The sequence below is a fragment of the Blastopirellula sp. SH421 genome (genome assembly GCF_057808535.1).
Map to the genome: position 1 here is coordinate 6,589,179 of NZ_CM173712.1, position 12,730 is coordinate 6,601,908.

Sequence of the window (12,730 nt, forward strand, 5' to 3'; positions counted from 1 at the left end):
AGGAGAATACAGATGGCGCAGAAGCGGCGGCGGTTTGATGCGGCGTTTAAGGCCAAGGTGGCTCTCGAAGCGATTCGCGGGCTGAAGACGATCAATGAGGTGGCTTTGCAATTTAAGGTCCATCCGAACCAGGTCACGCTCTGGAAGAAGCAGCTGCTGACGGGGGCCGAGCAGGCCTTTGAAGGAGGCGGCGCGAAGACCGCCAAGAGCGATGAGCCGAATGCGGCCGAGTTGTACGAGCAGATCGGTCGGCTGAAGGTCGAGCTGGAGTGGTTCAAAAAAAAAGTTGCCGAGAACTCGTGACGAGGCGCTGAGATGGATCGACCATGGTCACCCGCAACTCAGCGTTCGCAGGCAGTGCCAACTGCTGGGCGTTCAACGCTCGCAGCTGTACTACGAACCAGTTCCCGAGACGGCGGAGAACCTCGACTTGATGCGGAGGATCGACCAGCAGTACCTCAAAACGCCCTTCTGGGGCAGTCGCAACATGACCACCTTTTTGCAAGGACAAGGCTTCGCCGTCAATCGCAAGCGAACTCAGCGTTTGATGCGAAAAATGGGGCTCGAAGGGATCGCGCCGGGGCCTTCTACGAGTCGGCCAGCGCCGCATCATCATGTTTATCCGTATCTGTTGAGAGATGTGGTGATCAACCGTCCGAATCAGGTTTGGTCAAGCGACATCACATACGTTCCGATGCAGCGCGGGTATCTATATCTGGTCGCGGTGCTCGATTGGTACAGCCGCTACGTTTTGTCGTGGCGATTGTCGAACAGCATGGACGTCGAGTTCTGCGTAGCCGCCTTGGACGAGGCGTTGGATCAGGGGACGCCGGAGATTTTCAACACGGATCAAGGAGCTCAATTCACCAGCCGCCAATATACCGACCGCCTGAAATCAAACACGATCGAAATTAGCATGGACGGCCGCGGCCGGGCGTTGGACAACATCTTCATCGAAAGGTTGTGGAGAAGCGTGAAGTACGAAGACATCTACCTCAAGCATTACGAGTCAGGAGCCGATTGTCAGAAAGGGCTAACTCAATACTTCAAATTTTATAGCCACGAACGTCCTCATCAGTCGCTGGGCAATCGAACCCCGTGGGCAGTCCACACCAGCCAGCGACCAAGAGCCAAGACATCCACCTAAGCAGCCCGCCCCCGTGGTCCGAAAACTGGGGTCCACCTCATACGACAATTTCCAAGGGCGCTGGGGAAAGCAAACAGAGCTAAACCGCTTCCTGCAGAGTTATGCGACGGAGAAAACCAAATTGGAAGCTCGCAAGGCGGGCCACTCCATTCACGAACAAGCTTTAGCGGACGGCACGATCAAACTGACCATTCAGACGGGAGGAGAACGTTGAAAACGATCGAAGTCATCATCGCCGCCGACGGGACGACCCGCGTCGAAACGAAAGGATTTCTGGGGGACGAGTGTCGTATCGCCAGTCGATTCTTGGAAGCGGCGCTGGGCAGCACAACGGCGGAAGACCTTTCGACGGAGTTCCATCAAACAAACGTCGCGTCGACGGCAAGCGTCGCTCAGAAGGAGTAGCGGATGATGTGTTCGCAGAACGATCCAGCTGCGACTGCTGGGAAAAATCGTCGCTGCCGCTTGCTGATCGTCGTCGAGGGATTGAATGATATCGAGTTTCTCCGCCGTATTTCGCGGCTGCTTCATCAATTTGATGCGAACTTGCCGAACTTAGCAGCGGCGGAAGAGCGGGGCGAAATTGTCTTTTTTCCGTTTGGCGGTGGGCATGTAGGGGCTTGGACGCATCGCCTGGCGGCGCTTGGTTTACCCGAGTTTCACTTGTATGACCATGAGTTGCCGCCCGAGACCGAGTTTCGGCGGCGTGCGATCGAAGCGATTCAGCGTCGCCCCGGCTGCGGGGCTGCGCTGACCAGTAAGCGGAGCCTGGAGAATTATCTGCATCCCGAATCGATTCGCCAGGCGTCCGGCGTAGAAATCGAACTAGATGATTTTTCGGACATTGCGGCGACGGCGGCCCGGCGACTTTATCAGTCCCGCGGGGCCGAACGTCCTTGGGAGTTTCTACCGCGTCGCGCCCGGTCGCGCTTTATCAGCCGGGCGAAGCAATGGCTCAACCGTTTGGCGGTGGAGCGGATGACCGTCGAAATGCTGCGCGAGCGAGGAGCGCTGGAGGAGGTTTCCAGTTGGCTGATCGCGATCGCCCGCTTACAGGCGTCGAGTTAGGTTCGACGCCCTTTCTAACTTTCCAATTCTAACGAGAGAATTCATGAGACTTACCCAAAATTTGACAGAGATGGTGCGCGCCTGCTGCGCCGGTATTTGGATTCGGAGCGACGAACATGACGATGCGCTTCAGGAAATCGCCCAACTCTGCCGCAACGCAGCGTGGAAGTTGGCGACTTGGGATATCGAGCAAGGGCTGCGCTGCGTCGGCGCCGCGAACTCTGGCGAAAGCCTACCAATCGCGCAAGATCCTCTTGCGGCGGTTCGCGCTCTTAGTGCGCTCGCAGACGGCGAGCAGCCGACGCTGCTCGTGCTGGCGAATTTTCATCGCTTTCTCGGATCGGCCGAAATCGTCCAATCGATAGCCCGGCAGATCCAAGAGGGAAAAAATCGTCGCGCGTTCGTGGTCATCTTATCGCCGACGTTTCAGGTTCCTCTGGAACTGGAGCGGCTGTTTGTCGAACTGCCGCATCCGCTTCCCGATCGTCAGCAGCTGGAGGAAATCGCCGCGGCGATCGCTACCGAACCGGGCGAAATGCCTGAAGCGGAAACGCTGCAGCGGACTTTGGATGCAGCGAGCGGCATGACCCGTTTTGAAGCGGAAGGAGCGTTTAGCTTGGCTCTGGTCCGCCATGGCCGCATTGATCCGTCGGTCGTTTGGCGCCTGAAGGCGCAATCGCTGCTCAAGCATGGACTGTTGAAACTGCATCGCGGCGACGAGTCGTTCGCCGAGCTAGGGGGATTGGGGGCGCTGAAGCAGTTTTGTCAGCGCGCCATGCGGGCACGTTCCACCAGCGAGTCCCTTGCGATGCCGAAAGGCGTTTTGCTGTTAGGGGTGCCGGGAACCGGAAAAAGCGCCTTCGCCAAGGCGCTCGGAAATGAAGTCGGTCGCCCCACGATCTCGCTCGACATCGGCGCCCTGATGGGAGGCATTGTCGGTCAAACCGAAGAGCGAACACGGCGCGCCTTGGAAACGATCGACGCGATGCAGCCCTCGATTGTCTATGTCGATGAAATTGAAAAAGGGCTCAGCGGCGTCTCCGGTTCGGGCCAATCGGATAGCGGCGTTTCGTCGCGCATGTTCGGCACGTTGTTGTCTTGGCTCAACGATCGCACGAGCGATACGTTCGTCGTGTTAACCGCGAACGACATTTCCAAATTGCCGCCGGAGTTTGCTCGGGCCGAGCGCTTCGACGCCGTGTTCTTTCTCGATCTGCCGGATCGCAGTCAAAAGGACATCATCTGGCGAATGTATTTGGCGGCGTTCGGTTTAGAGGCAGAGCAGACGCTGCCTGCAGATGAAGCGTGGACTGGCGCCGAGATTCGTGCCTGTTGCCGTTTGGCGGCGCTGCTTGATATTCCGCTCTCCGATGCCGCCCAACAAATTGTCCCGGTCGCCGTAACGGCCCGCGAAGCGGTCGATCGGCTGCGGCAATGGGCGAGCGGCCGCTGTCTCTCGGCTGAGGCCAGTGGGATCTATCAGGCCCCAGCCAAACGTCCCGCGCGACGTTCACTGCCTCGCGACGTCAGCTCGAACTAACCATCCATAACTTCTTTCACTTCACTCGGAGAAATCAATGACGACCTTATTATCAGACCCGCCGGCGCTGGCAATCAGCCCAGCTGAGCGGATCCGCACCACGATGATCGCGACCCGCGTCAGCTTCGTTTGGCTGGGAACGCGAAAAACGCTCACCGCCGAACAAAAATCTCGCGCCGCCGAATCGTTCGACGCGGCAGGCGAGTTCCTGAGCGCCGGCAAAAAGTTGTTGGACACCAAATGCGCTAGTTTCAAGGCAGTTACCGCAGTTCGCAACAATGCCCGATCGTTTTGGCGATCGATCAGCTTACCGTTTCCGGAGCCTGCCATCCGCTTGATTCCCCAGGCCCGGCTCACGACGTTCCAAGACGAGCTGGGCGGCTTTCGCGAAGAGCTTGCGGCAGCGGTGCAGCGGCTGGAGGGAGAGTTCGAATCGCTCAAGTCGTCGGCTCGTGATCGCCTGGGAACTCTTTACAACGAACGGGACTATCCAACGTCGCTGCAAGGAGCGTTCGACGTCAGTTGGGATTTTCCGAGCGTCGAGCCCCCGACTTATCTGCGACGTCTCGATCCGGAACTTTTTGAAGCGGAATCGCGCCGCGTCCAGGCCCGCTTCGACGAAGCGGTGCAGATGGCCGAACAAGCGTTCGTCGATGAACTGGAACGGCTGGTCTCGCATCTGTCAGAACGGTTGACCGGCGAAGCGGATGGCCAACCCAAGGTTTTTCGAGATTCGGCAATCGGAAACCTACAAGAGTTTTTCGCCCGGTTTCAGTCGCTTAATCTGCATTCGAACGAGCAGTTGGATAAGCTCGTCGAACAATGCCAACAAATCGTCCAAGGAGTCCGTCCGCAATCACTGCGTGACGACGTTGGTTTGCGAAACCAAGTCGTTGGACAACTCTCGGGCGTACAGAACCTGCTAGACGATCTGCTTGTGGATCGTCCTCGTCGTCGGCTTCTACGGACTCCCAAGTGAGGTTCGCATGCATTTGATTATCGAATCGAGCGGCCAAATTCGCTGTCTCTATCAGGAAGAGATCGACCTCGCTCAGCTTGGACGCCTAACGATCTCCCGCGGCTCCTTCGTCGAGCCGCTCTCGGACGGAACCTGGCAAGCGGATCTCTCCCCGGTCAATGGACCAAGACTCGGCCCGTTCGATCGCCGTAGCGACGCGCTAGCGGCCGAAGTGGCGTGGCTGGAACAGAACTGGCTGTAACGCCCCCATTCTCTGTTTTTAGATTTTACGTTTTTTCACATCCCCGGCTGCGCTCCTGTTTGCGCCGCCGGGGATTTTTTTCTTAATCAACAACCAAGGAATACGTCATGCGTTTACGAGACCTCAACCGCGCCGTCGCCGCTGCGACCGGCGAATCAATCGCTCTTATCGGACGTCGCGGCTTCCAGCTAGAAACGCCGCTGGAGCAACTGGCCCCGATTGAAGACAATGCGAATCCACAATTTATCGACTGGGATGAGCTGGAGTCGGAACGATATCAACGCACGTACTGGGGGCAGATCAATGCGCCGCACGCCGCGTGAACTGCCCCGCAAGATCATGATGATCATCTATCGCAGTGACGGACTACGGCTTCGTGGCAATCAGAGAAGGGGCGGAAGAATTCCACGCCGACACAAGCGATTTACATCGCGTCAAAGACTCGACTTTCGAACTTGAAGTTCCCATAAAGTGCGCCGGCGCAAATGTATTGCCGGGGCGTCTGAAATGGCGCTCCGGCAATTATTTTTCTTTAGTTATTCATCTCGTTCGATCGAGCAACGACGTTCCGAATCGTCGGCATATTAGGTTTATCCGGCTTCTTCTCGGAGATGGTGTGTTTTAGCCGATGGTGGCCCGCAAGGACTTTGCAGCCTGAATGGATTGTAGTGGCAGTAGGCGAGATGCGAGCAGGGACTAGTGCCGCGTCTCCAATTACATCGCCCTAGCCAGAAAGTGCGTGACGGCGGACTTCGCGTGCACTACGGTTCTAACTGGGGGAACAATCCTAGTCGGCGGAGGTTGCTGAAATGGCGAATACGATTCTGCCCAATGAGCCAGGTTTAACGTCCAATGAGTCAACGGAAGAGTCGCTGAAGAGTTCGGCGACGGCGGCGCATTCACCAGGAGGTTCGTCGAATTTTGGCGGTAACCACGAAAGCGAAATGTCGTGGTTTGAATGGGTCGTATTTGGCGCTTCCAGTGAACAGCGAGTCATACGCAAGAATGCCGCCAATCTTCGCCGGCAGCTAAAGTCGTTTGCTCATCGCTTGACCAACGCCAAGAGGAACGCAGATCTAGAAATTCGCAACGCGATTAATCAATTTTGCGAAGAGAATTATAAGTCGACGCTGAAGTCGATGTCCGTCGACGGGCTGAAGAAGATCGCCCCTGCGGTTCGCGTCGGTATATTGAAGCAGCATGGCTATCGCTATGTCGCAGACTTGGTCGGCATGTCCTCGGCACGCTTGCAGCAACTTTCTGGAATTGGTCCTGCCACCGCTCCTCATATAGTGCGAGCCGTGCGGCAGATCTGTGACGCGCTCCGTCGCCAGGCCTTTGCGATACCGCGCCCGGCCGATGTTCAAAGGTCGCATGCGCCTGTATTGTGCGCCGCCTATAGCCGAATTCGCTGTCGGGAAATCATCGGCGATCAGGTTCGTTCGTTGGAGTCAGCGGGAGACTTGCTAGACCGTTCGATTTCAGAAGTCAATGCGGCGGGGCCAATTTGGAAGCGTCTCTTTCAACGCACCGCTACGCAACCAAAAGTGTTGGCGGCGTTTCATCAATTGAAAGCGACTGCGGAGCATGAGGACTACCGCGTGTTACTCCTGGAAGCTACGCAAACGCTGTTGCGTTTAGAGCCGCCGCTCGACTGGGACGAGATCGTCAGCGATTACCACAATCGATTTGCTGAATACGCCGCCGTACTCGAGGCGGCCATCGAAAATCATCTTGTTGGCGACATACCTACGCCATCGTCTCAACAAGGACGTCATGGCAGCGTTCCGGCGCAGATTGCTGACAAGGTAGAGGCCGTCGTTCTTTCGCTCGACTCGCTCGACGTCGACTTGCGCGGCTATCAGGAGTTTGGCGCAAAGTACCTAATTCATCAAAGGAGAACGGTTCTGGGCGATGAAATGGGGCTGGGAAAGACTATTCAGGCGTTAGCAGCAATGACTCACCTGCATAACGTCGAATACGCCAGCCGATTTCTCGTCGTCTGTCCAGCCAGTATTATCGGCAATTGGTCTCGTGAGATCGAAAAACGATCGAAGTTTCCCGCGCGAATACTGCATGGAGATCAACGATTTCAACAGTTGAATCGATGGATCGTGTCAGGCGGCGTGGCCGTAACCTCCTTTGAGATGCTGCGAACATTGATCGATCAGATCAACATGCCCATTCACTTGATGGTGGCCGACGAGGCGCATTTTCTGAAGAATCGGGCGACGAAGCGAAAGGCCAACGTTCGTCAACTTGCGAAATTGAGTGACCGAATTGCGCTGATGACTGGCACCGCCCTAGAAAATCACCCAAAGGAATTTGCAGAACTTGTGCGTATCTGCGATCGCGACTTTGGCGAAAAATTAGCTGGAGCTGTCTCCAGCGGCGCGGGCATGCCAGGGACTTCCAAGCATTTCGAAACGCTCGTCGCCCCGGCCTACTTGCGTCGCAATCAGACAGACGTGTTACGAGAACTGCCTGAGTGCATCGAAATTGAAGAGTGGATCTCGCTGAGCGAACAGGAGAGGCGTCACTATGCCGATTCTGTCCACACCAGAAATGCAATGGCGATGCGACAAGCGGCGAATGGGGGAGCTGGTCAGAGTTCCAAACTGGAGCGTTTGAGCGAACTGGTTGATGAATACCGTGTTACGGGCCGAAAGCTGGTGATTTTCTCGTTCTTCCGCAATACGCTGGACTCGATTGGCGAGCTTCTGGGCGACCACGATAGGATTGACGGTAGTATCCCCGCCAATCGCCGGATAGAAATCATAGATCACTTCATGCAGGCGAAAGGATTCGCAGCGATAATCTGCCAGATCGAGGCGGGTGGCGTTGGTATCAATCTTCAATCCGCGTCGGCGGTGGTTCTCTTTGAGCCGCAATACAAACCGACCACCGAGTGGCAAGCAATTAAGCGAGTTCATCGCATGGGACAAGCCAATCGCGTCGTTGTTCATCGTCTATTGGCTCGCGACACCATCGACGAGAGCTTAAGAGAGCTTGTCGCGAGAAAGGCAGAGATTTTCGACGACTATGCCCGGAACAGCGCCGTCAAAAACGCCAGTTCTTCGGCCATTGACGCGAGCGAGACAAAGATCCGCCAGCAGTTGGTGGATATGGAGTTGCAGCGAGTACAGAAGTCGTAGCGACTTTAGACGACAGCGAAACACAGCTACGGCTGTTTTTCTCGAGTAATCGGGGAATCGCAAGTTACCCGACCGTTTTTGCTACGGTAGCTCGCTGAAGACTTTCTCGGACGAAGTTTTATGGAGTGGGAGCACTTCTTACCGAGATGATATTGCTACGATGATCGCTTTGCCGCCGCTACAAGTCATCGATCGGACTTTCCTCTGGATGGCTGATTCGGGATCGCAGTGATGGCAGGATATCGCGTTTTTAAGGAGTGAGTCTGTCATGCGTACTTCTAATTATGGTGGTTAGAAGCCTTTACCTATGGAGTCTAGAAGTCTACTCGACGCTTTTTCTGAGTTGCAGGCGTACAGGTTATTAATTTAGCTGGGATATGCCGCCTACCGCATCAGGTAGTCAATCTCGGTTTCGGAGAAAGCCGCCAAGCAAACTCAGTGCATGTTGAGTTCTATTACGGCGGCTCCTTATTTTCTTGGCAGGCTATCGTAACGATATAGTGGCATCGCCGTTTTGCGGCGAGTCCGCTGGATTGCCGAATTCGCAATTGCGATTCATCGATACTGGAGTTGATCGCGATCGTTTCTCCATGTTGAGTACGTTACAGTCGAAATGATTGCCAAGCAGCACTGGCCATTTTATCGGTAGTGATGGATGCATGTCGTCTGGCGGACCGCTTGAAGATCGTCGCGATTTGGGCGATCTAAGGAGAATGGAGCGATTTTCTTTTTTGTTGCAGCCAAAACAAGGTCACTCTGGGCGCAGGTTGGTCGTTTTGCATTTGGCAACAATCGCTTCGCCGTAGAAGTCCGTGATTTTCTTGCGAGCAGACAGCGTTTCGATCTGCCATTATGACCGGCATCTGGGTTCTCCGTAGGCAGCAGACCTCGGAGCCGACCGCCAGTTTGACCGAGTAGTTGGTGCGTCAGTCGGTAGTTTGATGCGATGATGCCATGGGAACGGTATTTGCTGTCATCGGGAGATCCGTCGGCAATCGGTTTTACTTTTCGCAAGTTTGCAGTCGGCAATTCACAACTAAGCGATGCCTGGACCGCATAACCGTTACGAGCTTGGCGATACTTAGCCAACGCGACCGATTCGCTTCGTGTGTAGCGATAAAGTGCGTGCCATACGTAGACGCGTTTTGATCACTATCAACCAGGAGGTATTACAGCATCTCCTAACGTGACATGAAAAAAACGCGATCGCCTATTCCATAGTTGGTGGAAGTTGTTAGAATCGGCTGCATGAAAGAGAGGTCGAATGAAGCAGTTTTTGGACATTGTATTATCAGCGAAGCGAATTAATGTCTTATTCCAGCAGTTGCTGGATTTTAAACGAGTGTATCCACGGTGTGCGGCGACCGCTCTTCGGTCGTGTCTTTCTATTTTGTCGCGGCAGCGACTGTGTTTATTTCTTTGTGTGTTTTTCGCGTTGCGTTGGCTAGATCCTAGCAATGCCTGCTAGAGTTGGCACGCAAGGAGCTGTGGAAATGGATGAGATTCGGCGTTTGTTGCACGACGTCCGAATGCATCTAGCGAATCTTGTATCGCGTGGCCAGGTCACTCAGCAGTTCTTGACCATACAAAGCGCTGCTGAGTATAGCGACCTATCTCCCGAGACGATTCGACGGCTGATCAGCATGAAGAAGCTGACGGCTCTTCGACCCGTACGGGGGCGTGTTCTAATCGATCGGCTTGAGCTGGAGGCCTATATCAGGTCGAGCGTAATCCAGCCTAGGCGCGGTCGTGGACGTTAGTCGAGCAGTTCGACCTGCTCGACTTAGCTCCTGGCACCATCTAGTCCCTTATTTCTAACCAGCGAAGCTGTGCTCCTTGCCCCCGGTGCAGAGTAGCGACGAGAGTCGTTGCTCTGCACTAAGGGACAATCCGCGCTCAGCAGGGTTAAGGCTGAATAGTTTTATGCGCTGCCTTTCATTCAGCGCAAACATTCGTGCGATCGTCGTAGAGTTATCGCAACGATCTTACAAACTCAATTTCAAATTCACTGAAGTGCTACGCATCCTCCGGATCGTGGTGCAATACTTTAAGGACATGTTAAATGGCTAAAGCTAAAAAATCGCCTATGACGATCAATCCGAAAAAAATCGAACTTATTTTGCGCATCGGTGGCAAGATCAAACGTCATCGACTATCTGATCTTAGTGAACCAGAGATTCGTGATCGGCTCGATGAACGGATCAAGGCTGATCAACGGGGGGCTGCGGCGAATCTTGCGAATTTGTCATCGTGGCCGGAAGAGCATCGCCTTAATACGCTGATTTTTCTGGCCGAGCACGACGGCGCGATTCGTTTTTTTAACGGCAATCGTGAAATGCGCGGGGCTCATTTGTTCGATGCTGTTCTTCAGCTAATTAGTGGAAAAGGCGATATACGTGGCTTTGAAGCGGTCAAGCTCGCCGCACTTGAAACGGCTGCACTGATGTATCCGCAGGCGATTGAATTGGCCTGCAATCGCTTGGTTGATCGCTTGCGTGAACTGAAGGTCAAGGGAGTCGTGCTGCGTACGCTCGTGAGTATCGTTACGCGAATTAGAAAAGAATTGGACGAGCAGTTGGCTGAACAGGAGTCGGGTGATTCAGGTTTTCCTGATCGATTATTGGAAGGACTATCGCTAGGTAATGCAATCCGGTGCCCGCCTAGATGGAGTGTTGCGGCTGAGGGGATTGCCCGTTTTGGCGCGCCGGTCACCATATCGACTCCGGTGGTAATTGCAGCCCGTCAATATGATATCGAGGACGAAACTGAGCTGGTGACCGTGGCTTGGATTCGAGATGGCGCATGGCGGTCGAGGGTTGTATCGCGGTTGGACATTGCCAGCCGTCGGTCAATCGTCGAATCGTTGTCTCCGTTGGGGTGTCCGGTAACCTCAAATAACGCCGCTGATCTTGTGCAGTATCTCGCGGATTTCGAATCCACGAATTTATCTGTGCTGCAAGTAAGCAAAGTGACTCGACAGTTGGGGTGGCAGGGTGAAGCCGGACGCGATGGATTCTTGCTGGGGCATAAGCATCTAGCGGCACGTTCCGTCTCGGGGCATGCGAGGGAGAGTGAGCAGGTGCTGAGAATTAGATTTCGCGATAATGACCTCGGAGGACGGCAGATCGCTGATGCGTTTCACTGCCGCGGAAATCTTGGGAAGTGGCTGCGTGTATTTAGTCGCGTCCGACGCTATCCGCAAATCGCGCTGACCGCATATGCCAGTATGTCCGCTCCGATCCTCCAGATCATCGACGCCCCAAATTATTTGGTAAGTATCTCGGGTGAAACATCGACCGGCAAAACGGTAACGCTCCGGCTGGCCGCGAGCATCTGGGGCGATCCTAATGAGCAAGGGCGTAGTTCCGTGCTGAAGACGTGGAGTGGGACGGCGACGTGGCGAGAACGGGTGCCTTCAATTCTCCACAATCTGCCATTCATTTTAGATGACACGAAGCACGCGCAGAAGAACGAGGATGTGGGGAAGACCATCTATAGTATAGCACAAGGAGTTGGGAAGGGTCGCGGTACTGTTGATGGGATCGCGCAGCAGCAGACGTGGCGTACTGTAGGGATAACTAGCGGCGAACAACCACTCACCAGTTTTACGCAAGATGGCGGCACGAGAGCGAGAGTGCTTTCGCTTTGGGGATGGCCCTTCCTGAGCTCGTCACCAAGAACGGGGAAGCTCGTTCGTCAAATTGATAGCATTATTCGAAAAAACTACGGCCATGCAGGTGAACGATTTGTCCAATACGTAATGGATCAACGGAGTGAATGGGACAGTTGGCGGAGGCGCTATCGTGATGATTGCAGCAGATTCGAAGACATGGCGGCGAAAAGGTCAAATCCGTACGCAGGTCGAATGGCTGCGCATTTTGCAGCGATTACGACAACAGCTTGGATTGCTCACGAGGCGCTTGAACTGGACTGGAACTATACGGATCCGATCGCTCCCCTTTGGGAGCAGTTGGTGACTGAAGCAGGCGAGGCAAATCGGTCCAAGGAAGCGTTAAAGCACGTTATTGACTGGGCGTGGTCGAACCAGGAAAGCTTCTACGGTCGAACTATTACGCAAAATCGACAACCAGTTAACGGTTGGGCTGGCAGATGGGATCGTCGATCTGTGGTATCAGATGATGTCGTTGAATCGAACGATTGGCGTTGGATTGGATTCGTTAAGCATCGACTGCAGAATCTGCTTGGCTCAGCTGAATTCGAATTCGACGCGGTTATTCGAGCATGGCATGACCAGGGCTGGCTGGAAACGGACGAAGCAAGACGAACGAAAAGAGCTCGGATCGGGGGCGAGTCGATGTTGGTGCAACTGTACGCGATTAGACGTGATGCTATTGAGTCCGTAATGGAATGATATAGCGAGGAGGAGAGGAGGGTGGGGGGCGTTCATCTCCCCATCTTCCAATCCACTTACCCAGAATTGTTTCATTTCTTGGGGATGGTGTATTGTTCCCATTGTCCCCAGTTTTTCTTGATAAAGACCTACTCTGAGCAACGTTTGCACCACATTTTGGATATTTAAAAATAGTGCGCGCCAACGTTGTAAAAGCCGTGGGGTGCCGACGCTCGCTGGGAACAAAGC

At 54.5% G+C, this 12,730-nt stretch carries 10 protein-coding genes; all 10 read left to right on the forward strand.

The window, feature by feature from the left end:
- Nucleotides 1-12 precede the first annotated feature (12 nt).
- The 10 genes from SH421x_RS26690 (at nucleotide 13) to SH421x_RS26735 (ending at nucleotide 12,502) form a co-directional block, all read left to right on the forward strand.
- Nucleotides 13-1,147, forward strand: a protein-coding gene (locus tag SH421x_RS26690) for an IS3 family transposase (RefSeq protein ID WP_488853077.1) whose coding sequence is annotated in 2 segments (ribosomal slippage) — nucleotides 13-296 and nucleotides 295-1,147 — 1,137 coding nt in all. Because the reading frame shifts where the segments join, the coding sequence is not laid out codon by codon here.
- 210 nt (nucleotides 1,148-1,357) lie between these two features.
- Nucleotides 1,358-1,552: a DUF2997 domain-containing protein gene (locus SH421x_RS26695; RefSeq protein ID WP_488853078.1), complete on the forward strand. Its 195-nt coding sequence runs from the start codon at nucleotides 1,358-1,360 to the stop codon at nucleotides 1,550-1,552.
- A gap of 3 nt (nucleotides 1,553-1,555) precedes the next feature.
- Nucleotides 1,556-2,215 carry an ATP-dependent endonuclease gene (locus tag SH421x_RS26700; protein WP_488853079.1) on the forward strand — a complete coding sequence of 220 codons (660 nt, stop codon included), beginning with the start codon at nucleotides 1,556-1,558 and terminating at the stop codon, nucleotides 2,213-2,215.
- A gap of 43 nt (nucleotides 2,216-2,258) precedes the next feature.
- On the forward strand, nucleotides 2,259-3,755 hold the full coding sequence (locus SH421x_RS26705; protein WP_488853080.1) for an AAA family ATPase: 1,497 nt from the start codon (nucleotides 2,259-2,261) through the stop codon (nucleotides 3,753-3,755).
- A 37-nt stretch (nucleotides 3,756-3,792) separates the two neighbouring features.
- A complete protein-coding gene (locus tag SH421x_RS26710; RefSeq protein ID WP_488853081.1) occupies nucleotides 3,793-4,734 on the forward strand; it encodes a hypothetical protein in 942 nt (313 codons plus the stop codon).
- Between the two features lie 7 nt (nucleotides 4,735-4,741).
- Nucleotides 4,742-4,975 (forward strand): hypothetical protein, encoded by a 234-nt coding sequence (locus SH421x_RS26715; protein ID WP_488853082.1) that lies wholly within the window; start codon nucleotides 4,742-4,744, stop codon nucleotides 4,973-4,975.
- Nucleotides 4,976-5,082: 107 nt separating this feature from the next.
- Nucleotides 5,083-5,298: a hypothetical protein gene (locus SH421x_RS26720; RefSeq protein WP_488853083.1), complete on the forward strand. Its 216-nt coding sequence runs from the start codon at nucleotides 5,083-5,085 to the stop codon at nucleotides 5,296-5,298.
- 486 nt (nucleotides 5,299-5,784) lie between these two features.
- A complete protein-coding gene (locus SH421x_RS26725) occupies nucleotides 5,785-8,130 on the forward strand; it encodes a DEAD/DEAH box helicase (protein ID WP_488853084.1) in 2,346 nt (781 codons plus the stop codon).
- 1,529 nt (nucleotides 8,131-9,659) lie between these two features.
- Nucleotides 9,660-9,890, forward strand: coding sequence for a helix-turn-helix domain-containing protein (locus tag SH421x_RS26730; protein ID WP_488856497.1), 231 nt, complete (start codon nucleotides 9,660-9,662; stop codon nucleotides 9,888-9,890).
- Between the two features lie 302 nt (nucleotides 9,891-10,192).
- Nucleotides 10,193-12,502 (forward strand): DUF927 domain-containing protein, encoded by a 2,310-nt coding sequence (locus SH421x_RS26735; RefSeq protein ID WP_488853085.1) that lies wholly within the window; start codon nucleotides 10,193-10,195, stop codon nucleotides 12,500-12,502.
- Nucleotides 12,503-12,730 lie beyond the last annotated feature (228 nt).

Excerpts from the sequence above, each read along its gene's own strand:
- SH421x_RS26700 (WP_488853079.1), top strand. The coding sequence starts at position 1,556 with ATGATGTGTTCGCAGAACGATCCAGCTGCGACTGCTGGGAAAAATCGT.
- SH421x_RS26705 (WP_488853080.1), top strand. The coding sequence starts at position 2,259 with ATGAGACTTACCCAAAATTTGACAGAGATGGTGCGCGCCTGCTGCGCC.
- SH421x_RS26710 (WP_488853081.1), top strand. The coding sequence starts at position 3,793 with ATGACGACCTTATTATCAGACCCGCCGGCGCTGGCAATCAGCCCAGCT.
- SH421x_RS26715 (WP_488853082.1), top strand. The coding sequence starts at position 4,742 with ATGCATTTGATTATCGAATCGAGCGGCCAAATTCGCTGTCTCTATCAG.
- SH421x_RS26720 (WP_488853083.1), top strand. The coding sequence starts at position 5,083 with ATGCGTTTACGAGACCTCAACCGCGCCGTCGCCGCTGCGACCGGCGAA.
- SH421x_RS26725 (WP_488853084.1), top strand. The coding sequence starts at position 5,785 with ATGGCGAATACGATTCTGCCCAATGAGCCAGGTTTAACGTCCAATGAG.
- SH421x_RS26730 (WP_488856497.1), top strand. The coding sequence starts at position 9,660 with ATGCATCTAGCGAATCTTGTATCGCGTGGCCAGGTCACTCAGCAGTTC.
- SH421x_RS26735 (WP_488853085.1), top strand. The coding sequence starts at position 10,193 with ATGGCTAAAGCTAAAAAATCGCCTATGACGATCAATCCGAAAAAAATC.